This window comes from Micromonospora globosa (genome assembly GCF_000717585.1).
GTDB classification, from domain to species: Bacteria; Actinomycetota; Actinomycetes; order Mycobacteriales; family Micromonosporaceae; genus Micromonospora; species Micromonospora aurantiaca.
The window spans coordinates 20,948-45,689 of the sequence record NZ_JNZR01000014.1 but is presented as its reverse complement, the minus strand read 5'-3'; the positions used below and the strand labels follow the sequence as shown (position 1 = coordinate 45,689).

23 protein-coding genes, 1 pseudogene and 1 riboswitch are annotated in these 24,742 nt (G+C 75.0%); of the genes and pseudogenes, 9 read left to right on the top strand and 15 right to left on the bottom strand.

Features of this window, described 5'->3' with window-relative positions:
- Window positions 1–9: 9 nt before the first annotated feature.
- Together IF06_RS0114840 and IF06_RS0114835 are read left to right on the top strand one after the other, a co-directional pair.
- Window positions 10–597: a TlpA family protein disulfide reductase gene (locus tag IF06_RS0114840; RefSeq protein ID WP_030271666.1), complete on the top strand. Its 588-nt coding sequence runs from the start codon at window positions 10–12 to the stop codon at window positions 595–597.
- The gene (locus IF06_RS0114835; RefSeq protein ID WP_030271664.1) at window positions 594–1,571 is read left to right on the top strand and encodes a cytochrome c biogenesis CcdA family protein; all 978 of its coding nucleotides are present in this window, start codon (window positions 594–596) and stop codon (window positions 1,569–1,571) included. The genes IF06_RS0114840 and IF06_RS0114835 overlap by 4 nt, the downstream gene beginning before the upstream one ends.
- On the opposite strand, the gene serS is transcribed toward IF06_RS0114835, so the two are convergent.
- From serS to IF06_RS0114810, 5 genes and pseudogenes are all read right to left on the bottom strand, one after another.
- Window positions 1,558–2,841: a serine--tRNA ligase gene (gene serS, locus IF06_RS0114830; RefSeq protein WP_013287859.1), complete on the bottom strand. Its 1,284-nt coding sequence runs from the start codon at window positions 2,839–2,841 to the stop codon at window positions 1,558–1,560. The two genes, IF06_RS0114835 and serS, sit on opposite strands and share 14 nt — an antisense overlap.
- 427 nt (window positions 2,842–3,268) lie before the next feature.
- Window positions 3,269–4,405: a MerR family transcriptional regulator gene (locus IF06_RS0114825; RefSeq protein ID WP_030271663.1), complete on the bottom strand. Its 1,137-nt coding sequence runs from the start codon at window positions 4,403–4,405 to the stop codon at window positions 3,269–3,271.
- 31 nt (window positions 4,406–4,436) lie between these two features.
- A pseudogene (locus IF06_RS32165) lies at window positions 4,437–5,611 on the bottom strand (saccharopine dehydrogenase family protein).
- Between the two features lie 31 nt (window positions 5,612–5,642).
- Window positions 5,643–6,779: an alcohol dehydrogenase catalytic domain-containing protein gene (locus tag IF06_RS0114815; protein ID WP_030271662.1), complete on the bottom strand. Its 1,137-nt coding sequence runs from the start codon at window positions 6,777–6,779 to the stop codon at window positions 5,643–5,645.
- Window positions 6,776–7,219 (bottom strand): hypothetical protein, encoded by a 444-nt coding sequence (locus tag IF06_RS0114810; protein WP_013287855.1) that lies wholly within the window; start codon window positions 7,217–7,219, stop codon window positions 6,776–6,778. Before IF06_RS0114810 ends, IF06_RS0114815 begins: the two co-directional genes overlap by 4 nt.
- 155 nt (window positions 7,220–7,374) lie before the next feature.
- Here IF06_RS0114810 and IF06_RS0114805 point away from each other — a divergent pair, with 155 nt between their 5' ends.
- On the top strand, window positions 7,375–10,170 hold the full coding sequence (locus tag IF06_RS0114805) for a LuxR C-terminal-related transcriptional regulator (RefSeq protein ID WP_030271661.1): 2,796 nt from the start codon (window positions 7,375–7,377) through the stop codon (window positions 10,168–10,170).
- 3 nt (window positions 10,171–10,173) lie between these two features.
- On the opposite strand, the gene IF06_RS0114800 is transcribed toward IF06_RS0114805, so the two are convergent.
- From IF06_RS0114800 to IF06_RS0114785, 4 genes are all read right to left on the bottom strand, one after another.
- Window positions 10,174–10,728, bottom strand: coding sequence for a DsbA family protein (locus IF06_RS0114800; RefSeq protein ID WP_013475608.1), 555 nt, complete (start codon window positions 10,726–10,728; stop codon window positions 10,174–10,176).
- Entirely contained in the window at window positions 10,725–11,222 is a 498-nt protein-coding gene (locus IF06_RS0114795; RefSeq protein ID WP_013475609.1) for a redoxin domain-containing protein, read from the bottom strand. The genes IF06_RS0114800 and IF06_RS0114795 overlap by 4 nt, the downstream gene beginning before the upstream one ends.
- Window positions 11,223–11,280: 58 nt before the next feature.
- Entirely contained in the window at window positions 11,281–11,955 is a 675-nt protein-coding gene (locus IF06_RS0114790) for a BON domain-containing protein (RefSeq protein ID WP_030271660.1), read from the bottom strand.
- Between the two features lie 160 nt (window positions 11,956–12,115).
- Window positions 12,116–12,520: a hypothetical protein gene (locus IF06_RS0114785; RefSeq protein WP_013287850.1), complete on the bottom strand. Its 405-nt coding sequence runs from the start codon at window positions 12,518–12,520 to the stop codon at window positions 12,116–12,118.
- A gap of 418 nt (window positions 12,521–12,938) precedes the next feature.
- Here IF06_RS0114785 and IF06_RS0114780 point away from each other — a divergent pair, with 418 nt between their 5' ends.
- On the top strand, window positions 12,939–13,298 hold the full coding sequence (locus tag IF06_RS0114780; protein WP_013287849.1) for an STAS domain-containing protein: 360 nt from the start codon (window positions 12,939–12,941) through the stop codon (window positions 13,296–13,298).
- A 103-nt stretch (window positions 13,299–13,401) separates the two neighbouring features.
- Complete coding sequence (locus IF06_RS0114775; protein ID WP_013287848.1) at window positions 13,402–13,854, top strand: SRPBCC family protein; 453 nt, start codon at window positions 13,402–13,404, stop codon at window positions 13,852–13,854.
- Between the two features lie 25 nt (window positions 13,855–13,879).
- Here the strand turns inward: IF06_RS0114775 and IF06_RS0114770 are convergent, their stop codons facing one another.
- The 4 genes from IF06_RS0114770 to IF06_RS0114755 form a co-directional block, all read right to left on the bottom strand.
- Complete coding sequence (locus IF06_RS0114770) at window positions 13,880–14,953, bottom strand: coiled-coil domain-containing protein (RefSeq protein WP_013475612.1); 1,074 nt, start codon at window positions 14,951–14,953, stop codon at window positions 13,880–13,882.
- A gap of 4 nt (window positions 14,954–14,957) precedes the next feature.
- A riboswitch (cyclic di-AMP (ydaO/yuaA leader) is annotated at window positions 14,958–15,088 on the bottom strand.
- A 144-nt stretch (window positions 15,089–15,232) separates the two neighbouring features.
- On the bottom strand, window positions 15,233–16,147 hold the full coding sequence (locus tag IF06_RS0114765) for a cation diffusion facilitator family transporter (protein WP_030271654.1): 915 nt from the start codon (window positions 16,145–16,147) through the stop codon (window positions 15,233–15,235).
- 104 nt (window positions 16,148–16,251) lie between these two features.
- On the bottom strand, window positions 16,252–18,366 hold the full coding sequence (locus IF06_RS0114760; protein WP_030271652.1) for a HelD family protein: 2,115 nt from the start codon (window positions 18,364–18,366) through the stop codon (window positions 16,252–16,254).
- Window positions 18,367–18,490: 124 nt separating this feature from the next.
- Window positions 18,491–19,405, bottom strand: coding sequence for an alpha/beta fold hydrolase (locus IF06_RS0114755; RefSeq protein WP_030271650.1), 915 nt, complete (start codon window positions 19,403–19,405; stop codon window positions 18,491–18,493).
- Between the two features lie 148 nt (window positions 19,406–19,553).
- On the opposite strand from IF06_RS0114755, the gene IF06_RS0114750 reads away from it, so the two are divergent.
- A complete protein-coding gene (locus tag IF06_RS0114750) occupies window positions 19,554–20,177 on the top strand; it encodes a carbonic anhydrase (RefSeq protein WP_013475616.1) in 624 nt (207 codons plus the stop codon).
- A 37-nt stretch (window positions 20,178–20,214) separates the two neighbouring features.
- Here IF06_RS0114750 and IF06_RS0114745 read toward each other — a convergent pair whose 3' ends face one another.
- Window positions 20,215–20,544, bottom strand: a complete 330-nt coding sequence (locus IF06_RS0114745; protein ID WP_013287842.1) for a hypothetical protein — start codon at window positions 20,542–20,544, stop codon at window positions 20,215–20,217.
- A gap of 327 nt (window positions 20,545–20,871) precedes the next feature.
- On the opposite strand from IF06_RS0114745, the gene IF06_RS0114740 reads away from it, so the two are divergent.
- The 3 genes from IF06_RS0114740 to IF06_RS0114730 all read left to right on the top strand — a co-directional run bounded on the left by IF06_RS0114740 (window position 20,872) and on the right by IF06_RS0114730 (window position 23,414).
- The gene (locus IF06_RS0114740) at window positions 20,872–21,363 is read left to right on the top strand and encodes a DUF3145 domain-containing protein (RefSeq protein ID WP_030271647.1); all 492 of its coding nucleotides are present in this window, start codon (window positions 20,872–20,874) and stop codon (window positions 21,361–21,363) included.
- A gap of 33 nt (window positions 21,364–21,396) precedes the next feature.
- Complete coding sequence (locus tag IF06_RS0114735; protein ID WP_036310856.1) at window positions 21,397–23,121, top strand: glycoside hydrolase family 3 protein; 1,725 nt, start codon at window positions 21,397–21,399, stop codon at window positions 23,119–23,121.
- A gap of 71 nt (window positions 23,122–23,192) precedes the next feature.
- Entirely contained in the window at window positions 23,193–23,414 is a 222-nt protein-coding gene (locus IF06_RS0114730) for a hypothetical protein (protein ID WP_013287840.1), read from the top strand.
- A 101-nt stretch (window positions 23,415–23,515) separates the two neighbouring features.
- On the opposite strand, the gene fabF is transcribed toward IF06_RS0114730, so the two are convergent.
- Window positions 23,516–24,742 (bottom strand): beta-ketoacyl-ACP synthase II, encoded by a 1,227-nt coding sequence (fabF, locus tag IF06_RS0114725; RefSeq protein WP_013475619.1) that lies wholly within the window; start codon window positions 24,740–24,742, stop codon window positions 23,516–23,518.

The following is a 24,742-nucleotide window of genomic DNA, read 5'->3' as shown; positions in this document are numbered from 1 at the left end:
GAGCCGCCGATGCGTACCGCCGCTCGTGTGACAGCCGCCGCCGTACTGGCCGCCACGCTCGCCGCCGCGACCGCCTGCGCCGCCGGGCCCGAGCCCGGGGACCGGGCCGGAGCGGTCGCACCGGCACCCCCGGCCGCCGCGTCCCCGTCCGGGCCGGCATCCGCACCGGCGTCCGCGTCACCGGCCACGGTGCCGGCCGCGCTGTCGTTCACCGGCAAGACCCTCGACGGTACGGCGTTCGACGCCGCCGCCCTGGCCGGGCGGCCGGTCGTGCTCTGGTTCTGGGCGCCCTGGTGCGCCACCTGCGCCAGCCAGGCGTGGACGGTGGCCGAGATCGCCCCCACCTACCGCGACACCGTCCCCATCGTCGGCGTCGCCGGACTCGGCGAGCAGAAGGCGATGAAGTCGTTCGTCACCGAGTTCGACCTGGGCGGCACGACACAGATCGACGACCGGGCGGGCGCGCTGTGGCGCCGGTTCAAGGTGGCCGAGCAGAGCACATTCGTCGTCCTGGACCGCACCGGCCGGGTCGTCCACCAGGGATTCCTGGACGGCGAGGCACTGACCCGGCAGGTCGAGACGCTGGCCCGGGGATGACCGGCGCGCTGCTGCTCGCGCTCACCGCGGGCATGCTCGGCGCGGTCAACCCGTGCGGCTTCGCGATGCTGCCCGCGTACCTCTCGCTGCTCGTCGCCGGCCCCGACGGCGGGCGCGGCGCGGTCGGACGCGCGCTCACCGCGACGGCCGGTCTCACCCTCGGGTACGTGCTGGTGTTCGGCGCGTTCGGGCTCGCCCTGGCACCGGCGGCGGACTGGCTGCGGCCCCGGCTGCCGTGGCTGACGGTGACGCTCGGCGTGCTGCTGGCGCTGGCCGGATGCTGGCTGCTCGCCGGTCGGAAGCTGCCCACGCCGCGCCCGCTGCGTGTCGCGCCCCGGCTCACCCGCACCTGGCCGTCCATGGCGCTGTTCGGCGCGGCGTACGCGCTCACGTCGCTGACCTGCGCGATCGCGCCGTTCCTGGCGATCGTGGTGACCAGCCTGCGGGCCGGGTCGCCGCTGCGCGGCCTGGCGCTGTTCGGCGCGTACGCGCTGGGGATGGCGCTCGTGGTCGGCGTGGCCGCGCTCGCCGTGGCGCTGCTGCGCGGCCGGGTCGTGGCGCGGCTGCGCGGCGCGGGCGCGTGGGTGCCGCGGCTGAGCGGCCTGGTGCTGCTGGTAGCGGGCGGCTACGTCGCCTGGTACGGCTGGTACGAGGTACGCCTCGCCCAGGGCCGCTACGACGCCTTCACCGACCCGGTCATCCGCACCGCCGCCCGCATCCAGCAGTCAGTGGTGAGCACAGTCGACACGCTAGGCCCCGCCGTCCTCACGACGCTGCTCCTAGCCGCGCTGCTCCTCGCCGCCCTCACCCGCCGCCCCCGCTCCCTCTCCCTCCCCCGCTCCCTCTCCCGCGATCTTGCAGTTGGTGCCCGGGCGGAAGGGGTGAAGCGGACTTCTCGCGGGCCGGAAGTGCAAGATCGCGGGGGAGAGACGGGGACGGGGGCGGGGACGGGGACGCGGGTCAGCGCGGGGTGAGGCGGTCGGTGCCGAGCTTGTCGCGGAGGACCTCCGGGACCACCACCGAGCCGTCGGGCTGCTGGCACTGCTCCAGGATGGCTGGGAACAGGCGGCTGGTGGCGAGCGCCGAGCCGTTGAGCGTGTGCACGAAACGGGTCTGCTTCGCGCCCGGCTCGCGGTAGCGGATCGCCGCCCGGCGGGCCTGGTAGTCGCCGGCCCAGGAGACCGACGACACCTCCTTGTACTTGCCGGTGCTCGGCATCCACACCTCGACGTCGAGCGTCTTCTTCATCGAGGCGCTCGCGTCACCGGCGGCGAGCAGGCTGGTCTGGAAGTGCAGACCGAGCTTGCCGACCAGGCCCTCGACGTGCCCGACCATCGCCTCCAGCGCCTCGCCCGCCTGCTCCGGCAGAGTGAACTGGAAGATCTCCACCTTGTTGAACTGGTGGCCGCGCACGGTGCCGCGCTCGTCGGAGTGCGAACCGGCCGCCTCGCGCCGGTAGCACGGCGTGTACGCGAACGCCTTCAACGGCAGCTTCGGCGTCTCCAGGATCTCGTCCTGGTACGCGCCGAGGATCGCCGTCTCCGCGGTGGGCAGCAGGAACTGGCCGCGCGAGGACGACTGCTTGTCGATGTGGTAGACGTCGTCGTGGAACTTCGGGAACTGCCCGGCGGCGAAACCGGCGCTGTCCAGCAGCAGGTGCGGCGGGAGCAGGAACTCGTAGCCGGCCTGGATGTTCTGCTCGATCAGCCAGTTCACCAGCGCCCACTCCAGCCGGGCGCCCAGACCGGTGTACATCCAGAAGCCCGAGCCGCCGAGCTTCACGCCCCGCTCGTGGTCGACCAGGCCGAGCGCGCGGCTCAGCTCCACGTGGTCGCGTACCTTCTCGATGGCCGGCGCCTCGCCGAACGTCCGCACCACCCGGTTGGCCTCCTTGCCGCCGGGGACCACGTCCTCGGCGGGCAGGTTCGGCAGCTCGCTCATCGCCGAGCGGAGCCGGGACTGCACCTCGTCGAGCTGGGACTCCAGCTCCGCGAGCTGCTTGCGCTCGGCCTCCGGGGCGACCGGCTGCGGCGTGCCGCCGGACCGTTTCGCCTCCGCGTACGCGCGCGCCTCGGCCTTGCGGCGCTGCCGCTCGGCGTCGATCTCCGTGATCAGGGCGCGTCGTTCCTGGTCGAGCCGCTGGATGTCGTCCAGCGCCCGGGTGACCTCGGCGGGATCCAGACGCTTCGCCAGCGCGGTCGCCACCGCCTCGCGATCCTTCCGGATCAACTCCATGTCGAGCATGCTGCTCGTACGCCTCCGTCCAGGCAGTCAGGTGGGACCTCCAGATGCTACCGTCGCGCCCCCGCCGCCCCGGCCCGGCCCGCGCAGCCCGCCGCCGCGAGGCCCTTTCCGGTGACGGTGCGTGGTGGTGCCGCCGTCGGTGCGCCGTTCTTACTTTCCGTGATGGTGCTCCGGTGCTCGTGCCGCCCCGCTGCGGCTCGCTAGTTCGCTGACCTGGTCAATCTCGCGGATCCGCTCTCCGGCGGACATGCCCCTCCGGCGACTTTGCTCTGCAGCCACCGACGCGGCGTTCGACGGAGCGTCAGCGTCGCGCGGATGGCTGCAGAGCAAAGTGCGCGAGGGGTGACGCACCCAGGAGGGCGGCGGCGTCACGTACAGTCACGGATGCCTGCCGCAGGGCGGTACCGACGCCGGCGAGCGCGGAACGTCAGAGGCGTACCGGCATCAGGACCGAGAAGGCGTGCGCGTCGTCGGCCCGCCGTACGGCCAGCGGGGCGATCGGGCCGTCCAGCTCCAGCACGAGCTGGCCGTCGCCGGACCCCAGCGCGTCCAGCAGGTACTCGCGGTTCACCGCCACCCGAAGCGCATCCGGGCCGCCCGCGCCCGCCGCGCCCGCCCCGCCCTCCACGCCCCCGGCGGCGACCACGCCGTTCGGGTCGACCAGGCGCAGCTCACCCCGGCCGTCCAGGCCGAGCGCCACCACCTCGTGCTCGACTCCCTCGTGCGCGCGGTGGCAGACCGGGACGCCGTCGGCGGTGAGCGCCGCGCGCAGCGCCGCGCCGTCGAACGGGATCCGGTACGTGGGCACGTCGCCGAGCTGCGCCCGCAGCAGCCGCCGGTAGTCGGGGAAGTCGTACGGCAACGGGACGGCGGTCAGCGGCCGGCCCGCCACCGTGACAGTCACCCGGTCGGTGGCGACGACGACCTCGGCGGAGTCGGCGCCGTCGAGATCCAGCAGCGCGCGGAGTTCGTCGACGGCGGCCACCGGCAGCAGCGCGCTCACCGGCGGGCCGTCGACGGTGCCGCCGACCCGGGCCACGGCGAGCCGGTGCCGGTCGGTGGCGACCAGCCGGACGCCGTCCGGCTCGACCTCCACCAGCACGCCGGACAGGACCGGCAGGCCGGGGTCGGCGCCGACGGCGAAGCGTACGGCGTCCACGGCGGCGGCGAGGTCGGTGCGGGACAGCACGAGGCGGGTGGTCACGATGGTCTCCTCCGGGTCGATCAGGCTACGGATCCGGGAGAGTTCGCGACGCGCGTCGGCCAGGCCGTCCTCCAGGCGGCGCAGGTGCGCGTCCAGCAGCCGGCGCACCTCGGCCGGCCGGTGCCGGTTCCGCAGCGCCTCGGCGATGCCGGCCAGCGGCATCCCCACCCGGCGCAGCCCTGCTACCAGGCGGGCCGGGTCCACCTGCTCCTCGGTGTACCAGCGGTAGCCGGTCACCGGGTCCACCCGGGCCGGGGCCAGCACGCCGGAACGGTCGTAGAACCGCAGCGCGCTGACCGTCAACCCGCTGGCCCGGGCCAGTTCGCCGATGCTGCGAAGCTCGCTCTCCACGGCCGTCATCCTGTGACCTCAAGCGGGTCGAGGGTCAACCTCACGCCGGCAGCGTGCGGAACGTGATGCCCGCGCGTACCAGCCGATCCAGCAGCGCGTCACCCATCGCCGCGACCGGCGTGACCTGCCCGGCGGTCTCCGGCAGGTCGTCGAAGGCCAGGCACAGCGCCGACTCGGCGAGCATCTTGGCCGTCTCGTCGTAACCCGGGTCGCCGCCGGCCACCTCGGTCACCACCCGCCGGTCGCCGGCGGTGCCCACGAACCGCACCCGGAACCACGACTTGGCCCGCTGCTCGGCGGTCGGGCCCTGCCCGGAGGCGAGCCGCCCGAGCAGCCAGCGCCGCGTCGGCGCCACCTTCACCAACCCCACCACACCGGCCAGTCCGACGCCGGCGACCAGCACAGTGGGCAGCCGCTTCATCGCCGCGAAGTGCCGGTAGCGGAAGTCCGGGCCGTACTCCGGGCGGGCCGCCGCGGACCGGCGGACCACCTGCGGGTCGATGGTGGGCAGCGGCACCGCCCACTGGCCGAACTCGCGTACCCGGCCGACCTTGCCCGGCACCGCGCGGACCCGGCGTCCGTCCGGGCCGGGCTCCATCGCCCGGCGGGCCCGCGCCGCCCGGCTCATCTCACCGGTACGGGAGAACGCGGTGAGCGCCGAGTGGTACGTCCCGGCGAGAACCGGCCACCGGCCCGCACGTAGCCGTCCACGGCGATCGGCCCGTCGGCCGGCAGTTGCTTGACCGTGTACCAGACGCCCAGGTCGTGCGGGATCGAGTCGAAGCCGCAGGCGTGCACCAGGCGTGCCCCGGTGCGCACCGCCTCGGCGTGGTGCCGCACGTACATCCGGTCGACGAACTCCGGCTCGCCGGTGATGTCGAGATAGTCGGTGCCGGCTGCGGCACAGGCGGCCACCAGCGGCTCGCCGTGGTGCACGTACGGGCCGACTGTCGTGGCCACCACCCGGGCGCTCTCCGCCACCGCCCGCAGCGACGCCGGGTCGGTCACGTCGGCGGTGAGCAGCGGCAGGTCGGCCAGGGCCGGGTCGATCGCGGCCAGCCGGTCCCGCACCGCGGCCAGCTTGTCCGGGTTGCGCCCGGCGAGTGCCCAGCGCAGCCGGTCCGGCGCGTGCCGGGCCAGGTACTCGGCGGTCAGTCCGCCGGTGAAGCCGGTGGCGCCGAACAGGACGAGGTCGTACGGACGGTCTGCGCGCATCCGCCGAGTGTGCCATCCACAGCGCTCACCTTCACGGTGTGAAGAGCACCCGGACGCAGCCGTCGGCCCGCTCCCGGAACAACGCGTACCCCTCGGCGCCGCGCTCCAGCGGCATCCGATGGGTGGCCAGGTGCTCGGTGACCAGCTCGTCGCGGGCCATCCGTTCCAGCAGCGCCGGGATCGCGGCACTGCCCCGGCGCCGGGCGGCGCGGACGGCGAGCCCCTTGTCGGCGAACGCGCCGAGCGGGAACCGGTCCACGAATCCGGGCCGGGCGCCGAGCACCACCACCACGCCGCCCTTGCGGCAGGCGTGCACCGCCTCGCGCAGCGCCGCCCCGCCGTCCGGCTCGGCCACCGGCCACCGGCCCGGCGCGGCCGGCACCCCGGAGGCGTCGACGCACACGTCCGGGCCCCGGCCGCCGCTGCGTTCGCGCAGCTCGGCGAGCACGTCCACGTACCTGTGGTTGAGCGCCTCCACGCCGTCGTGCCCGGTGACCATCCGCAGCCGGTCGTCCCGGTCGTCGACCACCACCACCCGGTCCGCGCCCCGGGCCACCGCCGCGTCGGCGGTGAGCTGGCCGACCGCGCCCGCGCCCCAGACCGCCACCACGTCGCCGGGGGCGACCTCGCCCAGCTCGGCGCCGTACCAGCCGGCCGGTGCGGCGTCGGCGGCGAACACCGCCCGCTCGTCGCTCACCGACTCCGGCACGGCGAACGCGCCCACATCGGCGTACGGCACCCGCACGTACTCGGCGTGACCACCGGCGAAGCCGCCCAGCCGGGCCGGGCGGCCGTACCCGCCGGCGGGGGGTTGCCCCCACTCCGGCTCGGCCGCCACGCCGCTCGTGCCGTTGTCACAGCACGCCGGCAGCCCTTGCCGGCAGAACCAGCACGCCCCGCAGGCCACCGCCGCGCCCACCACCACCCGGTCGGCGACCCGGTGCCGGCGTACCTCCGGACCGACCTCGACCACGTCGCCGAGGAACTCGCGTCCGAGCACCTCCCCGGCGGACGCCTCGGGCACCTGCCCGGCCAGAAGCGGCAGGTCCGCGCCGCAGGTCGTGCTCCGCCGGACCCGGACGATCATGTCCTGGGCGTTGCGCAGCTCCGGGTCCGGGACGCGGCGCACCTCCACGAGACCGGCTCCCGCCCAGCACAGCGCCCTCACGTCACGGTCCCCGGCCGGTCCAGCGGCGAACGGTCCGCCCGCAGCACCTCGCCGGTCTCCAGGAGCTGCTTGGTCTGCCGCAGCACGTGGCGCAGGAACCGGCCCGGGTCGTCGCCGACCAGGTGTGCGGCGAACCCCGGGAGCGTGCACTCCCCGCCCAGCGGGCGGACCGCCAGCTCGGTACCGCGACCGCCGGGGGCCGGACGGGCCCACAGCTCGACCGCGCCGTCGAGGCGGCGCAGCGGCTCGGGCCACCGCCCGGCCGGGAGCACCTGCTCGGGCGCCCCGGCGATCGTCACCACCTGCCACCGGCCCGGCCGCGGGTCGGCGCCGGACCGCCGCGCCCGGCGGCGGGCCAGCACCCGCGCGCCCGCCGGAGCCAGCACCCGTACCCCCGCCAGCACCAGCACGCCCGCCGCCAGCCGCCCGCTCCGCGCCACCTGACCTCCCGCCGTCCCCGGGTGGCCGGCCAACCCGTCCGGCCACCCCGCGTGCCTACAGGGTGCGCGCCGCCCGGGTGAGCGGGGTTCGCCCCGAAGGGGTGAACCGGCGCGCTGCGGGTAACCGCTGCCCGCACCGACGGGGGGAGGGACGCATGCCGGAGGAGGCAGACCAGGTCGTCACCGCACCGAGCGGCACAAGCGACATCACCGGTACGCCCGATCTGCTCACCACCGGCCTCGATTCGCCCGATGTCGCCGGTGGTGCGCTGCCGGGTGGCCCGCCGCTGCTGGCGTCCCGGTTGACGCCGCCCGTGCCGCCCGAGCCGGTCCTGCTGCGTCCCCGGCTGCTCGACCGGCTGGAACAGGGCGCGTCCGGGCCGGTGACGCTCGTCTGCGCGCCGGCCGGCTGGGGCAAGACGACGCTGCTGTCGACCTGGGCGCAGGGGGAACGGGACGGGCCGGCGCCGGCCTGGGTCACGGTGGCCGAGGGGGAGACCACCCGGCGGCTCTGGGGCTACCTCGCGGCGGCCCTGCGTACCGCCGCCGCCGACGATCCGGACGACGGGCCGCCACCGATGCCGGACGGGCCGCCCCGGCCCGAGCAGCTCGAAACGCTCGCCGCCGCGCTCGCCACCCGTGAACGACCCGTGCTGCTGGTCCTGGACGACCTGCACCGGGTCACCGACCCGGCCGCCCTGACCGGGCTGGAGTTCCTGCTCCGGCACTCCGACGGCCGCTTGCGGCTGGTGGCCGGCGCGCGAGGCGAACCACCGCTGGCGCTGCACCGCTGGCGGCTGGCCGGCGAGCTGACCGTGATCGGCGCCGACGACCTGGCGTTCACCGCCGACGAGGTGGCCGACCTGCTCGTCGCGCACGGCGTGGCCGTACCCGCCCCGGCCGTGACCCGGCTCGTCGAACGGACCACCGGCTGGCCGGCCGGGCTGCGCTTCGCCGCGCTCGCGCTCGGCGACGGCGCCGACCCGGCGCGCACCGTGGAACGGTTCGCCGGTGACCAGCCGGACGTCGCCGCGTACCTGCGGGACGAGGTGCTCGCCCCGCTGGAACCGGCGACCCGCGACGTCCTGCGCCGGGTGGCGGTGGCCGTCGCGGTCCACGCCGACCTGGCGGCCGCGCTGACCGGGCGGCCCGACGCCGGGCACCTGCTCGCCGAGGCGGCCCGGGAGGGCGGCTTCCTCCACCAGGACGGCGGCAGCCCACCCTGGTACCGGCCGCACCCGCTGCTGGCCGACGTGCTGCGCGACGAGCTGGACCGGCTGCCCGCCGACGAGGTGCGGGAACTGCACCGGCGGGCCGCCGGCTGGTACGGCACCCACGACCGTCCGGCCGAGGCGCTGCGGCATGCGCTTCTCGCCGGTGAGTGGGCCGACGCCACCGAACTGCTCGTCACCCGCTGGCCCGAGCTGGCGCCGGACGAGCCGGCCGCCGTACCCGCTCCGTCCGAGCCGCCGGCCGAGGCGGTCCGCCGGGATCCGGAGCTGGCGCTGGCCGCCGCCGCCGAACGGGCGTACGCCGGGGATCGGGTCGCCGCCGACGCGCAGCTGCGGCGGGCGCTGACCGAGGCCGCCGGCCTGCCCGCGCCCCGCCGTGACCGGTTCGGCCGGCTGGCCGCCGCCGTGGAACTGAGCCTCGCCCGGCTCGGCGGCGACCACGAGGAGGTACGCCGGGCCGCCGACCGCCTGCTGGCCACCATCGCCGCTGACGAGTCCCCGGGCGGCCCGGACGCCGACAGTGCCGTTGCCGGTGATCCCGGCGATCCGCGCGCCGGGACGGCCGAGCGGGACGACGTGCGCGCGGTGGCCGGTGCCGCGCACGGGCTGGCCGCGCTGGCCGAGGGGGAGCTGTCCACGGCCCGGGACCGGTTCGCCGCCGCGCGGGAGGCGGCGCGGCGGGCCGGGCGGCCGCGTACCGAACTGCTCTGCGTCAGCCGCTCGGCGCTGCTGGAGGCGGCCCGGGGCGCGCTGCGGGCCGCCGAGGAACTGGCCCGGGAGGCGCTGGCGATGCCGCCGTGTCAGGGCTGGTCGTCGCGGTCCGACTGCGGCTACGCGTACCTGGCGCTGGCGTTCGTGGACTGGCAGCGGGACCGGCCGGCGGAGGCCACGGCCCACCTGGCGCTCGCCGGGCCGGCCGGTGCGGAGCCGGGCGGCGCGGCGCTCACCGCGCTGTGCCGGGCCGGGCTGCTGGCCGACGGCGGCGACCCGGGCGGCGCGCTGCGCACGCTCGCCGGGGCGCGCGCGGTCGCGCCCGGCGCGGAGCTGGGCGAATGGTTCGCCGCCGACGAGGCCCAGGTACGCGCCGCCGTCGGCGACGTCGACGGTGCCCGGACGCTGCTCGACGCGGCGGGTGACGGGCCGGCGCCGGCGCTGGTGGCCGCGCGGCTGCGGCTGCGCGCCGGTGACGCCCGCGCGGCCGAGCGTGCGCTGCCCGACTGGACCGCGTCCGACGCGGCGGACTGGCCGCTGCCGGTGCGGCTGGGCGCCGGGCTGCTCGACGCGGCGCTCGCCGACGCCTCCGGTGACGCTCGGCGCGCCGGACGGCTGCTGGAGGAGGTGCTGGCGCTCGCCGAGCCGGACGGCTTCCGGCGCGTCTTCACCCGGGCCGACCCGGGGGTACGGGACCTGCTCGCCGCGCGCCTGGACTCGGGCACCGCGTACTGGGCCACGGTGAGCGAGCTGGTCCGGGGCGTGGACGCGCAACCGGCAGCGGCACCGGCCGACGGTCCGGCCCGGTCGCTCGACGAGCCGCTCACCGAGCGGGAACTGACCATCCTGCGCTATCTCCAGAGCATCCTGTCCAACGTGGAGATCGCCGCCGAGCTGTCATTGTCGGTCAACACGGTCAAGACGCACGTGCGCAACATCTACCGCAAGCTCGACGCGACCCGCCGGCGGGACGCCGTCCGGCGGGCGCGCGAGCTGCGGCTGATCTGACAGTCAGCCGTCGTCGGTGGCGGCGTCCACCACTGCCAGCAGTTCGGCCAGGTCGTAGCCGCCGTCGTGCCGGACGTCGTTGACGAACAACGTCGGGGTGCCGTTGACGCCGCTGCGGATGCCGCCGACGAAGTCCTGCCGGACCCGGTCGGCGTACTCCTGCCGGCCGACCTCCGCGGCGATCTCCTCCGGCGACAGGCCGATCTGCTCGACGCCGAGCGACAGGTGCACCTGGTCGAGCTGGTCCTGGTGCTGGTAGAGCCAGTCGTACATCTCCCAGAACCGGCCCCGGGCGGCGGCGGCCTCGGCGGTCTCCGCGGCGGTCTCCGCGTACGGGTGGACGTTGGTGATCGGGAAGTGCCGGTACACCAGACGCACCATGTCGGCCCGCTGGCGCAGCACCTCCGCCAGGTTCGGGTAGGCGGCGCCGCAGAACCGGCACTGGAAGTCGCCGTACTCGACGACGGTGACCGGCGCGTCCACCGGCCCGCGGACATGGTCGCGTTCGGTCACCGGGATCCGCAGCCGCGCGGTGGTGACCTGAAGGGGCGTGGTCATCCGGTACTCACCCGCCGATCCGCGTCCAGCTGTTCCAGTGCGTCGAGGATCCCGTCCACGCCCGGGTTCACCTCGGGCGGGGACAGATGGCTCCAGGCCACCCGGCCGTCCGGGTCGAGGACCACGAGTGCCCGGTCCGACTGCCCGTGCGGCGCGTACGCGCCGTACCGGCGCGACACCTCGCCCTTGGGCTCGAAGTCGGCGAGCAGCGGGAACCGGATACCCCGGCTCTCGGCGAACGCCCGGTGCGAGTCGACGCTGTCCACCGAGATGCCCAGCAGCACCGCGTCGTACCGCTCCAGCTCGGGCAGGGCGGCCTGGTACAGGGTCATCTGCTCGCCGCACACAGGTGACCAGTCCGCCGGGTAGAAGGCCAGCACCACGGGACGGCCCCGGAACTGCCCGGGGCCCACCTCCCGTCCGTCCGGCGCCGCCGGGAGCGTGAACCCGGGCGCGGCCCGCCCGGGTGTGATCAGCCCGTTCGGATCACTCATGCCTCCCACCATGGCCGCGGCCCGGGTGAGGCGGGCTCACCCGGGCGGGGTGGTTCCGTCAGCGCACGGCGAGGTGGTTGCGCACCTCCCGGATGCCCGGGGCGTTCCACACCACCCGCTCGATCTCCTCGCGCTCGCCTGCGGAGTGGACCTGCCCGTCCAGCAGCACCGTGTCGCCGTGCACCCGCACGTCGACCTGCTCGGCCTCGGTGGCGGCGTTGCGGGCCAGCGCATCCACGATCCGCTCGGCCAGGTCACCGCCGTCGGCGCGCACGGCGGGGCGTACCGCGATGCCGTTGCTCACCCCGCACACGCCGGTGAGCCGGGCGACCGAGCGTTCGGCGGCCCGCCGTTGGTACTCCCACTCGACCTCGCCGTGCAGCGTGACCCAGCCGTCGGCCACCGTCACCTGCAACGCCTCGATCGGCACGAACGCGTCCCATTCCAGCGCCCGTACGGCCGCGACCGCGATCTCCGGGTCCTCCCGCCCGGCCGCGGTGTCGATCCGGACGGCGATGTCGTTGGCGACCGCGCGGACGCGGGCGACCCGGTGCGCGGCCCGCTCGGCGGCCCACTTCTTGGCGTAGCTGTCCACCCGTCCGGTGAGCGTCACCACGCCCTCGGTGACGGTCACCCCGATCTCGTCCGGGCCGACCCGCGGCTCCCAGGTCAGCTCGTCGAGCACGGCGGACTGGATGTCCCGGTCGGTACGCGTGATCGTGTCGGTGGCCATCCGGCTCCCCCTCCCGTCGATGGCGGCGCGGGCACGTGGTCCCGCACCCGCGATCCTGCGCGCGCCCCGGGTGAGCGGGCCTCACCCGGGGCGGGTGAGGCAGCACGACGGCCGCCCCCGGGAGTCCCGGGAGCGGCCGTCGTCGTGGCGTACCGGCGGGTCAGCCGTCCAGGCCGGCCGGCGAGTTCGGCCGGTCCACGTCCACGAACTCGATCTCGTCCGCGGCCCGGTCCCGGCTGCCGGCGGCGCGCGCCGCGGTGCCGGCGGCCCAGCCGATCGCCGCGCCCGCCAGCGCCGCCGCGATCAGCAGCGTCCAGGGCAGGGCGGGCCGGCGGCCGGCGAGCGCGTCGAAGGCGAGGGACGCCCGGCGGCGTGCCTCGTCGGCGGCGGAGCCGACCAGGTCGGTGGCGTCGTCGGCCAGGCCGGAGGAGCTGCGGCGGGCGGTCCGGGTGGCGTCGCGCACGCTGTCACCGGCGGAACCGGCGGCGGAGAGCAGGTTCTGCCACGCCTGGTCGGCGACCCGCTCGGCCTTGCCCCGGCGGTCCAGCAGGTTGGATCCGAACATCGTTCTACCTCCTCGGGTGCCGAAGGCCGGCGGCCACTTCGGACTCCGGTGTCCATCCGGCGGGTTCACTGTCTCGGGCAGTGCCCCACCGGGGCGCGTGGCAAACCACGCCGTGGTTCCCGGCCGTGAGCAGCGAACGGGACGAACCACCCGAACGCGCCGGGACCGGTGCCGACGGGACGTGCGTGCGCCCGCTACCCTGGTCGGCGGATCGGCGGGCCCGCCCGGTCGCATGGTTGGCCGCGACCCGCCATACAGGGGAAACTGGAACCCGGAGGTCCGGATTGGGTACGCCCAGGTGTGCCCAGTTCGCGAATTGCTCATCCCGGGGGGTGGCGACCGGGCCGTTGGAGGAATACTCTCGGTCGCGGCCCGCGTACTGATGAGGCGCCCGTCATGGGCGAGTGGAGGTGCTCGCGTGAGCCTGTCGATCGTGAAGTCGGTGCGGCCGGGTGGTGTCGTCCAGATCGCGCCCCGTGGGGAGATCGACGTCGACACCGCGTACGAGGTGCGGGAAGCGATCGCCGAAGTGCTCGCCAAGGGCCGTCCCTCGCGAATCGAGCTGAACATGCGGCTCGTCACGTTCATCGACTCGGTCGGCATCAGCGCCATGGTCGCCGGCTTCCAGACCTGCGAGGTCAGCGGCGTCAAGCTCGTGGTCACCGAGCCGAGCCGGTTCGTGCACCGGCAGCTCTGGGTGACCGGCCTGCTCGGCCTGTTCGGCGCGCCCGAGCCGTGGTTCGCCGACGACACCCCCGAGGTGCTGCCCGGCGCCTGAGCGCGCCGTTCACACCCCCTGCAGCCAGGGGACTTTCTACCCGTTGCCAGTCCGGCGTCGGTACGGGACGATCGTCGCGACGCACGACGGCGAGGGGGCCCGCTTGCAGAGCAGCGACAGCTTCAGCTACACCGTGCAGGCCCGGTGCACCCGGGCCGAAGCGGTGGCGCTACTGGGTGACCTGAGTCGCCAGGGCGAGCTGCATCCGCTGATCGTCCGGGTCCGGAAGCTGCCGGCCCGGCCGGGCGCGCTGGCCAGCTACGCGATCACCGACCGGCTGCAACTCGGCCCGCTGCACTTCCCGGTCACGTACCAGGCGGACGTGCTGATCGCCGGCGAGGACGAGGTCGTCACAGTGGCGCGTCAGCAGCCCGCGACGACGGTCCGCAACCACACCCGGCTGCGCGACGAGCCGGACGGCACGGTACGCATCGACGTGGAGATCACGCTCACCGCTCCGGCGCCACTGTTCGGGTACGCGTTCCGCCAGGCCCGGGCGGCTCACCTGGGCCTGGCGGCTCGTCTCGGAGCGACCCTGGAGGGCCGGCCGGCCTGATCCGGCCGGCCCTCTCGGGGCGCGCTCAGTACACCGACAGGTGCACGTGGTTGGTGTGGTCGCTGGACGGGTCGCCGTTGCCGCCGCTGTACGACTTCCACCCGCTGCTGGGCAGCCAGATCTGCTTGAACCAGATCACGTAGAGCACGGCGAGCGGGTCGGCGTTGCGCACGAAGTACGCGGCCAGGTTGTTGCCGTACGTCCGGTCACCGCCGGTGGCCACGCCGCCGAAGCCGTTCTTCTGCGCGGCGAAGTCGCAGGCCCGCCCCTTCGGGTGCTCACCCGAGCCGCTGGGCCGGTGGCACGAGACGTACCGGGTGAAGCCCGCCGCCTTGGCCTGTTGCAGCGCGTGCAGCGTGCGCGGGGTGATGCAGCCGTTCGCCGGGGTCGGGTCGTTGACGCTGCACGACTCCGACGGCCAGGAGCCGTCCGAGTTGCGCGGTGCCGGCTTCGCGTTCTTGCTGGAGGTGCCCTGGACGCTGCCACCGCCGCTGCTGCTGCGCGAGGCCCGGTCGTTCGCCACCTCCAGGGCGCGCTCGGCCTGCTCCTTGCGCTTGGCCATCACCGTCACCTGCTTGCGCTGCTCGCGGATCTCTCCGTCGAGCTGGGCGCGGGTGCGGGTGGCCTCGTCCCGGGTGGTGATCAGGTCGCGCAGCGTACGGTCCTCGTGCGCGGCGACCTGCTCCAGCGCGGCGGCCCGGTCCATGAAGCCCTCCGGGCTGCTGCTGCCGAGCAGCGCCCCGGCGGTCCCCAGACGGCCGTTGCGGTACGCCACGGCGGCGATCTCGCCGACCTTGGCGTCGCGTACGGCCAGCTCGGCGCCGACCGTCTTGAGTTGTTCGTTCAGCTGCTTCTGGCGGCTCACCGACCGGTTCAGCGCGGCTTTCGCCTCCAGCCAGCCCTTGCTGGCCGCGTCGAGCTGGGCACGCAGTTCGGGCGTGCCACCCTCGTCGTCGCCGGGCGCTGCGGCGAGCAGGCCGGTCGCCGGCGCCGCCGAGGCGGGGGAGACCGGAACGGTCGCGACGCCGAGGGTCAGCGTCGCGACGAGCAGGGCCGCCAACCGGGCGGCCGTCCGTCGTACAGGTGCCACTGGGGGCATTCACACGTCCTTCCGTCAACGCCGACCGGGTTAGCTGACGGGTTCGGGACGGAAGATCCCTACCGCTGACGCGGATGCACCCCACGTACGTGGTTCCCCGGCTCGTCCCTGCGGACGATTAGGCGACGGCCGCCCCACCGGGGCCGGGTGGCGCCCGCGGGTGCGGCCGCGACCGAGACTACCGGCGCTGCCCGGGCACGGCTCCGTGGAGCAGTGCCACTAGGCGGGGCAAAACCGGCATAAGACTACATTAGCCACAGCGATTTAAGTGTGTCCTAATCACCACTCGGTCTGTCCGCACACTCCGGCCGACGCTCCGGGTTCGACCTGCAACGTGGCGTGATCGATGGAGAAGTCCTCGTGCAGGGCGGCCCGCGCGGCGGCCAGCACCACGCCCGGGTCCACGCCCGGGTCGGTGGTCAGGTGCGCCGAGGCCACCTCCATGCCCGAGGTGAGCGTCCAGACGTGCAGGTCGTGCACCTCGGCCACGCCGGGTACGGCGGCCAGCCGGTCGTGCACGGCGGTGACCTGGAGGTGCTCCGGCGCGGCCTGCACCAGGATGCGCAGCGCGGCCCGGCCGAGCCGCCAGGTGCGCGGCAGGATGAACAGGCCGATCCCGACGGCGACCAGCGGGTCCGCCCACCACCAGTCGGTCGCCGCGATGACCAGCGCGGCGGCGATCACGCCGAGTGAGCCGAGCAGGTCGCCGAGCACCTCCAGGTACGCCCCGCGCAGGTTGATGCTCTCCTTCGACCCGGCGCGCAGCAGCGCGAACGCGACGATGTTGGCGAGCAGGCCGAGCACCGCCACCACGAGCATCGGGCCGGCCAGCACCTCCGGCGGCTCGCCGAACCGGCGTACCGCCTCGACCAGGACGTAGACGGCGACGGCGCCGAGCAGCACGGCGTTGGCGAGGGCGGCGAGCACCTCCAGCCGGTAGAGCCCGAACGTGCGCTGCGGGTCGGTGCCGGCGCGGCGGGTCGCGGTGATCGCCGCGAGGGCCATGCCGATGCCGAGGACGTCGGTGAACATGTGCCCGGCGTCGGAGAGCAGCGCCAGCGAGCCGGTCGTGAAGGCGGCCACCGCCTCGACCACCATCAGGGCGGCGAGCAGCGCGAAGGCGGCCCAGAGGCGGCCCCGGTGGCGGTGCGCCGCGTTGGTCACCGCGCCGCTGTGGTCATGACCTGCACCCACGCCAACACCCTTCCTGCCCCGTACCGGCCAGGCCCAATGTATGTTCACATCGCTATGTATGCAACTGAACGATGGGTGACAGCCGGGTCACGGTCGGGTGTCCGTCAGGAGGGGTCGAGCGTGGTGAGACGCTGGGTGGCCCGGGACAGCGCCACGTAGAGCGTGCGCACGCCCGAACCGGGGTCGGCCCGGATCTCGCTCGGCGCCACCAGCACCACGCCGTCGTACTCCATGCCCTTGGCCTGGAGGCTGGTCACCACCTGGAGCCGGCCCGCGCCGAGCCCGCCCAGCCAGCCGGCCACCTCGTCCCGGCGCGGCACCGGCGTGATCACGCCGACGGTGCCCTCCACCTGCGCGAGCAGCGCCTCGGCCGCCTCGACGGTGGCCGCCGGCAGGTCGGCGGCGGGCACCGTGCGCTCGACCGGCGGCACGCCCGTGGACCGCACCGCGTCGGGCAGCGGCAGATCCGGGTAGAGCCGGCGGATCTCCGCCGCCGCCACCGCGAAGATCTCCGCCGAGTTGCGGTAGTTGGTGGTCAGCTCGTAGCGGTGCCGCTTGCGCCGGCCCAGCGCCTGGTCCCGGGCCCGGTCCAGCTCCTGCGGGTCGCCGGTCCAGGCGGTCTGCGCCGGGTCACCGACCACCGTCCAGGACGCCAGCCGCCCGCGCCGGCCGACCATCCGCCACTGCATCGGCGAGACGTCCTGCGACTCGTCCACCACCACGTGCGCGTAGTCGCGGTAGTCGTCCGGACGCTCCCGCGCCGCCGCGCGGGCGGCGCGCTGCCGATCGGCGTACGTGCTCAGCTCGCGCACGCCACCGGCGAGCTGGTACGGGTCGCGCTTGGGGCGGGCCCGCCGCACCGGCTTGCCGAGCAGCGCGTCCAGCTCGTCCAGCAGCGCGATGTCGGCCACCGTCAGCCCTTCGGTCGCGAGGCTCCGGTACGCGTCGCCGAGCAGCCGGATCTCCGCCGAGGAGAGGATCCCACCGGCGTAGCGGCGCAGCCGGTCCGGGCGGGCCAGCCAGTCCAGCACGTGCCTCGGGTGCAGCCGGGGCCACCAGGCCTTGAGGAACTCGCGGAACTCCGGCCGCTCGATGATCTCGTCCTCGAACGCGGGCTGCTCCGGCAGGCGGCCCACCCGCAGCGTGCGGGCCTGCGCGTAGAGCGCGGCGAGCACCGCGTCGAACGCCGCCCGGCGTACCTCGTTGCGGCGCGCCCCACGGGCCAGCGTCCGGTTCCGGATCGCGTCCAGCGCGGGGCGTTCCAGGCGCAGCAGCTCGCCCCGGTAGAGCAGGCGCAGCTCGGCGGGGGAGTCCGGCACCGCGTCGCGTACCGCGCGTTCCAGCACCCGGCGCATCCGCAGCGAACCCTTCACCGCCGCCACGTCCGGCGGGTCGGTCCGGGACGCGGACAGGCCGGGGAACAGCGAGCCCAGCGAGTGCAGCGTGGCGGTCTCCTCGCCCAGCGACGGCAGCACCGAGGCGATGTACTCGACGAACACGCCGGACGGGCCGACCACCAGGATGCCGCCGCCGGCGTACCGGGCCCGGTCGGAGTAGAGCAGGTACGCGGCCCGGTGCAGCGCCACCGCCGTCTTCCCGGTACCGGGGCCGCCGGAGACGATCGTGACGCCGTTGCCGGGGGAACGGATCGCCTCGTCCTGCTCGCGCTGGATGGTGGCGACGATGTCGCGCATGCCCCGGCCGGTGGCCCGGGACAGCGTGGCAAGCAGCGCCCCGTCACCGACCACCGCCATGTCCGGCGGCGCGGCCTCCGGGTCCAGCAGGTCGTCCTCGATCCGGGTGACCTTCTCGGACGCGGACTGGATCGTGCGCCGGCGCACCACACCGCGCGGCTCGGCGGGCGTGGCCTGGTAGAACGCGGCGGCGGCGGGTGCCCGCCAGTCCACCACCAGCGTCTCCGCGTCCACGCCCCGCACGCCGAGACGGCCGACGTGCAGCACCTGCCCGGTACGCAGGTCCAGCCGGCCGAACACCAGCCCCTCGTGCTCGGCGTCCAGCACGTGCCGGCGCTGGGCGGCGTGGAAGACCATCGCGTCCCGCTCGACCAGCGCACCGAAGTTGCCGACCCGGGCCAGCCGGTAGCCCTCCCGCTCGGCGTCGGCCGCCGACCGGCGCAGTTCGGCCAGCCGGGCGTACACCCGGTCGAGGTGGCGCTGCTCGGCGGCGATCTCCCGGTCCAGCGTGGTCTGGTCGGTCAACGCGGATGCTCCTGTGTTCGGAGGGCACGACGGGCTGAATGAGGGTACGGGCCGCCGGCAACCGCCACGCCGGGGCATGCCGCGCACGTGGCGTACGTCAGTGCCGCTCGCGAGCGGGAGACGCTCAGAGGCGGGTCGCCGGCCGGCCGGCCAGCACCCGGTCCAGCACGCCGGCGAGGGCGGCGTTCACCTCGTCGGGGCGCTCCATCATGAGCATGTGCCCGGCACCCGGGCAGACGGTCAGCTCCGTGGTGGGCAGCGCCGCCGCGATCGACTCGGCGCAGGGCGGCGGGGTGAGCCGGTCCCGGTCCCCGACCAGCGCGGCGGCCGGCAGCCCGCCGAGCGCGGCGAGCGTCTCCAGCCGGTGCTGGGCGCCGATCGAGGCGCGGAAACCGCCGATCGAGCGCAGCGTGGCCCGGGCCACCGCTGAGGTGACAAGCCGGATGTCGGCCGGGTCGCAGCGGTCGCCGAACAGCATCCAGCGGATGCTCGGGCGCAGCGCGCGCAGCAGCGCGTGCGGGGGCCGCCAGCCGCCGCAGCGGGCCAGCACCCCGGCGCCTGTGGTCTCGGCCAGGCGGATCAGCCGGGTGATCCGGGGGGAGAGGCCGTACGCGGTGTGCGTGTGCCCCTCGGCGGTGGTGGAGACGAAGACCAGCCCGGCGGTACGCGCGGCGAACCGGCCGGGGTGCCGGTGGGCGTACTCCATCACCGTCATCCCGCCCATCGAGTGCCCGACCAGGACGATCGGACCGGACGGGACGATCTCGTCGATCACCGCCGCCAGGTCGTCACCGAGCTGCGCGAGGGTGGCGTCGCGCAGCGCCAGGCAGCTCGACCGGCCGTGGCCGCGCGCGTCGTACGTGACCAGGCGGACCCGGCCGCCGAAGCGTTCCCGCAGCTCGGCGACCTGACGGTGCCAGCTGCGCCCGTCCAGCGTCCAGCCGTGCAGCAGGACGGCGGTCACCTCGGCGTCGACCGGCCCGGTGACGCTGACGTGCAGGCGTACGTCGTCGGGGAGCCGCAGTTCCAGGTCCGGCATCGTCCACCTCCCGGGCCCGCCGATGTGTGTCCACCGGATGACCCGGCGGTGACACCGGCGTTACCCGCCATGAGACCACGGCAACCGGCCCGGAGAGAAGATTCCCGTCCGGCCCCACGAGGTCGGATCGGTGACCAGGCTGGGAGGCATGCCGTCCACCAGCCCGCGCGCCGCGCTGGCCGAGCTGCTCTCCGGCAACCGCCGTTTCGTCAGCGGGCAGCCGGTGCACGGGCACGACGTCACCGCCGCCGCGGCGGTGGCCTCCGGCGACCAGCAGCCGTACGCGGTGGTGCTGGGCTGTATCGACTCCCGGGTGCCGTTGGAGGCGATCTTCGACCAGACATTCGGTTCGATCTGCGTGATCCGTACCGGCGGGCACGTGCTGGACCGGGCCGTCCGGGGCTCGATCGAGTACGTGGTGGAGCAACTGGGCGTACGCCTGGTGATGGTGCTGGGCCACGAGCGCTGCGGCGCGGTCGGCTCGACCGTCGAGGCGCTGCGCACCGGACGCCGGCCCGGCGGGGACCTGGCGTACGTGGTGGACCGGATCGCCCCGGCGGTCACCGACGTCGGGGTGGACGACCCGGACGCGCATCCGCTGGCGATCCGCCGCCACGTCCGGCGCACGGTGGCGGCGTTGCGCCGCGACGACCGGCTGGCCGGGCCGGTGGACGCAGGTGAGCTGGCAGTGGAGGGCGCGCTCTACGACCTGGCCACGGGCGAGGTGACGCTGTTGCCGCAGGAGCAGACGCGAAACCGCCCGCCGGGGTGATCCCGGCGGGCGGTCGCGGTGGTGCGGGTGAGAGCGCTCAGCCCTCGAAGACGCCGGCCTCGACGAGGCGCTTCTCGGTGGCGTCCCAGCCGTGGTCCGGGTAGGACGCGGCCAGGCCGTTGATCTCGGCGCGGATCTTGGCGGCGTGGCCGGCGGCGGCCAGCACGCGGATCTCCTCGACGAAGGCGTCGGAGTCGGTGCGCAGGTGCGCGGTCTTGCCGTTGGTCAGGTTGCGCACGTAGGCGTGCTTGCCGCCGTTGAGCGGGATCAGGTACTTGAACTCGCCCAGCACGCTGAGGGCGCCACCCTGGCCAGCCTGGCCGGCCCGGACGGACGCGCGCGCGGTCTTAGAGGTGTTGCTCGCCACGGAGGTACTCCTTGCAGACGTACGGTGGGGACGGAAGCCGTCCGGGGGCTGTATGCGGATGACGCCCGGGTGGGCGCCGGCCCGCGAAGATGTACGGCGGCACAGAACCGCCCAGAGAACTGTACACGACCACGACACCTGGCTGGTCGTCGCGGCGTCAGAGGGCACAACCAGCTCCACCACCCGGGTATTTCCCGCTCCGGGGCCCGGCGAATTTTCCGATTCGCTGGCGCACCACCAGTCACACGGGTCATCATGTGTGCCAGGTACCACTCGGTAGGACGAGGTCGTAGGGGAAGACGCACCTCGGCTCATCGGGAGGTCACCGTGCCAACGCGTGGCGTCGTATACGTCCACTCGACCCCGCTCGCCGTGTGCTCGCACGTCGAGTGGGCGATCGCGCGCGTCCTCGCCGCGCCGGTCAACCTGCACTGGACGGCGCAGCCCGCCGATCCGGGCGCCCGTCGCGCCGAGTGCGGCTGGACCGGCAGCCCGGGGACCGGCGCGGAGCTGGCCGCTGCCCTCCGGCAGTGGCCCATGATCCGTTTCGAGGTCACCGAGGAACCCAGTCCCGGCGTCGACGGCGAGCGCTTCATGTACGTACCGGGCCGCGGCCTGTTCCGCGCCGCTGTCGGCGCAGCCGGCGACATCCAGCTCGGCGAGGACCGGCTCCGCAGCCTGATGGCCGCCGCACGCAGCCCGGAGGCGCTGGCCCACGCCCTGGACAAGGCGCTCGGCACCGCCTGGGACGCCGAACTGGAGCCCTACCGGTACGCCGGGGACGGTGCGCCGGGGACGCTGCTCACCCGGGTCGGGTGACGGCGGCCGAGTTGCCCCGATACGGTGGGCCGCGTGTCGATTTCCCCGCGGCGCTCCGCCGTCGCGCTCGCCGCACTGACCGCGCTGCTCGTCTCCGGGTGCTCGGACGGGCCGGACCGGCCCCGACCTGCCCCGACGAGCCCGGCGCCGTCGTCCGCAGCGCCCGCGCCGAGTGACCCGCCGGCCGCCGATCCGGCCGCCCGCGCGGCCGCGCTCGTCGGCACGCTGAGCGACGAGGACCTGGTCGGGCAGGTGCTGATGCCGTACGCGTACGGCAGCTCGGCCACCGACGTGTCGGCCGGGTCGGCGGCCGGGAACCGGGCGCTGGCAGGGGTCGACACCCCCGCCGAGATGGTGGCGAAGTACCGGCTCGGCGGGCTGATCCTGGTCGGCTTCAGCGCCGACGACCCGACCTCGGGCAACCAGGCCACCACGAACGTGGACAACCCCAAGCAGGTCCGTGCGCTCACCGACGGACTGCGCGCCGCCGCCGGCAAGCTGCCCGCGGGTGCCGCGCCCTTCCTGATCGGCACCGACCAGGAGTACGGCGTGGTCACCCGGATCACCGACGGGGTGACGCTGCTGCCCAGCCCGCTCGCCGCCGGCGCCGCCGGGAACCCGGCGCTGACCGAGGCCGCCTGGCGGGCCGCCGGGGCAGAGCTGGCCGCCATGGGCGTCAACCTCGACTTCGCGCCGGTCGCCGACGTGCTGGCGACCCGCAGCGCGGTGATCGGCTCCCGGTCCTTCGGCGCCGACCCGGCGACCGCGTCCCCCCAGGTGGCGGGCGCGGTACGCGGCCTGCAGGCCGAGGGCGTCGGTGCCGCGGTCAAGCACTTCCCCGGGCACGGCCTGAGCGCCGAGGACTCGCACACCGAACTGCCGGTGATCAAGCAGTCCCGCGCCGAGCTGGACCGCCTCGCGTTCCCGCCGTTCCGGGCCGGCATCGGCGCCGGGGCCATGGCGGTGATGTCGGCCCACCTGGACGTCAAGGCAGTCGACCCGGGCACCCCTGCCACGTTCTCCCGCAAGCTGCTCACCGACGTGCTGCGCGGCCAGCTCGGCTTCCAGGGCGTGGTGATCACCGACGGGATGAACATGGCCCCGGCGAAGAAGTGGTCGCCGGGCGAGGCCGCGGTGCGCGCGCTCAACGCCGGCAACGACCTCATCCTGATGACCCCGAACGTCACCCAGGCGTACGACGGGCTGCGCGCCGCGCTCAAGGACGGCTCGCTGCCCCGCGCCCGCCTGGTCGAGGCGGTCACCCGGGTGCTGACCATGAAGTTCCGGCTGGCCGGGCGGGACGCGCCCGCGCTGTCCACGCTCGACGGCGCAGCCCACCGCAAGGCCGCCGACGACCTGGCCACCGCCGCCGTGACTGTGCTGCGCGGCAAGTGCGGCGGGGCGGTGACCGGCCCGGTGAGCGTGACCTCCTCCGGCGGCCGGGAGCGCACCCGCAAGCTGCTGACCGAGGCGCTCACCGCGGCCGGGGTCAAGGTGGTGCCCTCCGGCGGCACGGTGGTGCACCTGGTCGGTTACGGCGACGGCGCGAAGGACCTGAGCGCCGGCGCCGCCGTGACGGTGGCGATGGACACGCCGTACGTGCTGTCCGGGGCGAAGTCCCCGACGCTGATGGCGACCTACTCCTCCACCCGGGCCTCGATGACCGGGCTCGCCGCGGTGCTCGCCGGCAAGGCCCGCCCGGCCGGCCGCTCCCCGGTGCCGGTCTCCGGCCTGCCGGCCACCACCTGCCGCACCTGACCCGGCCGCCCGCCCGGATCGCGCCGAAACCCGGATGCGTCCGGGCGGCCCCGGCTGGCAGGGTGGCGCCCATGGGAGAGGCAGCACAGGGTTTCCGCTACGTCGAGCGAGCCGACGGCACGGTGGTCATCACGCATCACGGCCGGGTCGCCGGCACGCTGCGCGGCGGCCGGGCCGCGCAGTTCCTGGCCGAGGTCGGCGACGACCCGCAGCTGGCCATGGCCCGGTGGACCGGCAACTACCGGCGCGGCAACGAGCGGACCGCCCGGCAGCACCCCCGCAACCGCGGCTGAGGTGTAAGGAAGGGCCCCCTCTTAACGCCTGCGGTAGAGGAAGGGCCCCTTCTTAACAGTTACTGTTAAGAAGGGGCCCTTCCTTACCTCAGGGCGGAACCTCAGGGGCGGGTGAAGACCAGCGCCACGTTGTGCCCGCCGAAGCCGAACGCGTTGTTCAGCGCCGCCGGGATCTCCATGTGACGTGCCTTGTGCGCCGCGACGTCCAGGGTCAGGCCCTCGTCCGGGTCGTCCAGGTTGATCGTCGGCGGGATCACGCCGTCCCGGATGGCCAGGATGGTGGCGATCGACTCCAGCGCGCCGGCCGCACCGAGCAGGTGCCCGGTCATCGACTTCGTGGCGGTGAGCACCGGGTGGTCGCCGACCGCCTGACGCAGCGCGCCGATCTCCAGCATGTCCCCGACCGGGGTGGAGGTGGCGTGCGCGTTGACGTGCACGATGTCGGTACGGGCCACGTCCGCGTCGGCGACCGCCCGGGCGATGGCCCGGATGGCGCCCTCACCCTCGGCGTGCGGCTGCACGATGTCGTACGCGTCCGAGGTGATCCCCGCGCCGGCCAGGCGCGCGTACACCCGGGCGCCCCGGGCGGCGGCGTGGTCGGCGCGCTCCAGGATCACCACGCCCGCGCCCTCACCGAGCACGAAGCCGTCGCGACCCGAGTCCCACGGCCGGGAGGCCCGCTCCGGCTCGTCGTTGCGGGTCGACATGGCCCGCATCGAGCTGAAGCCGGCGATCGGCAGCGGGTGGATGACCGCCTCGGTGCCGCCGGCCACCACCACGTCGGCCCGGCCGGCGCGGATGATGTCCAGCCCCAGCGCGATCGCCTCCGCGCCGGTCGCGCAGGCGCTGGCCACGGTGTGCACCCCGGCCTTGGCGCCCAGCTCCAGACCGACCCAGGCGGCCGGGCCGTTCGGCATCAGCATCGGGATGGTGTGCGGGGAGACCCGCCGCGGTCCGGACGCCTCCAGGATGTCGTCCTGGGCGAGCAGGGTGGTGGCGCCGCCGATGCCCGAGCCGACGCTCACCGCCAGGCGCTCCGGGTCCGGCCCGGCCTCGTCCAGACCGGCGTCTGCCCACGCCTGCTTGGCGGCGATGATGGCGATCGCCTCCGAGCGGTCCAGCCGGCGCAGCTTCACCCGGTCCAGCACCTCGGACGGGTCGACCGCCAGTTCGGCGGCGATCCGGACGGGCAGTTGCGCGGCCCACTCCTGGGTGAGCGCACCCACCCCGGAGCGGCCGGCGAGCATGGCGTCCCAGGTCGACGCGACGTCCCCGCCGAGCGGGGTCGTCGCGCCGAGCCCGGTGACGACGACGTCGGGACGACTCAT

What these genes read in the sequence shown, in the direction of transcription:
- IF06_RS0114835 (WP_030271664.1), top strand. Translation starts at nt 594, where the DNA reads ATGACCGGCGCGCTGCTGCTCGCGCTCACCGCGGGCATGCTCGGCGCG.
- IF06_RS0114840 (WP_030271666.1), top strand. Translation starts at nt 10, where the DNA reads ATGCGTACCGCCGCTCGTGTGACAGCCGCCGCCGTACTGGCCGCCACG.
- serS (WP_013287859.1), bottom strand. Translation starts at nt 2,841, where the DNA reads ATGCTCGACATGGAGTTGATCCGGAAGGATCGCGAGGCGGTGGCGACC.
- IF06_RS0114750 (WP_013475616.1), top strand. Translation starts at nt 19,554, where the DNA reads ATGCCGTCCACCAGCCCGCGCGCCGCGCTGGCCGAGCTGCTCTCCGGC.
- IF06_RS0114795 (WP_013475609.1), bottom strand. Translation starts at nt 11,222, where the DNA reads ATGAGTGATCCGAACGGGCTGATCACACCCGGGCGGGCCGCGCCCGGG.
- IF06_RS0114785 (WP_013287850.1), bottom strand. Translation starts at nt 12,520, where the DNA reads ATGTTCGGATCCAACCTGCTGGACCGCCGGGGCAAGGCCGAGCGGGTC.
- IF06_RS0114790 (WP_030271660.1), bottom strand. Translation starts at nt 11,955, where the DNA reads ATGGCCACCGACACGATCACGCGTACCGACCGGGACATCCAGTCCGCC.
- IF06_RS0114755 (WP_030271650.1), bottom strand. Translation starts at nt 19,405, where the DNA reads ATGCCGGACCTGGAACTGCGGCTCCCCGACGACGTACGCCTGCACGTC.
- IF06_RS0114800 (WP_013475608.1), bottom strand. Translation starts at nt 10,728, where the DNA reads ATGACCACGCCCCTTCAGGTCACCACCGCGCGGCTGCGGATCCCGGTG.
- IF06_RS0114770 (WP_013475612.1), bottom strand. Translation starts at nt 14,953, where the DNA reads ATGCCCCCAGTGGCACCTGTACGACGGACGGCCGCCCGGTTGGCGGCC.
- IF06_RS0114825 (WP_030271663.1), bottom strand. Translation starts at nt 4,405, where the DNA reads ATGACGGCCGTGGAGAGCGAGCTTCGCAGCATCGGCGAACTGGCCCGG.
- IF06_RS0114730 (WP_013287840.1), top strand. Translation starts at nt 23,193, where the DNA reads ATGGGAGAGGCAGCACAGGGTTTCCGCTACGTCGAGCGAGCCGACGGC.
- fabF (WP_013475619.1), bottom strand. Translation starts at nt 24,742, where the DNA reads ATGAGTCGTCCCGACGTCGTCGTCACCGGGCTCGGCGCGACGACCCCG.
- IF06_RS0114805 (WP_030271661.1), top strand. Translation starts at nt 7,375, where the DNA reads ATGCCGGAGGAGGCAGACCAGGTCGTCACCGCACCGAGCGGCACAAGC.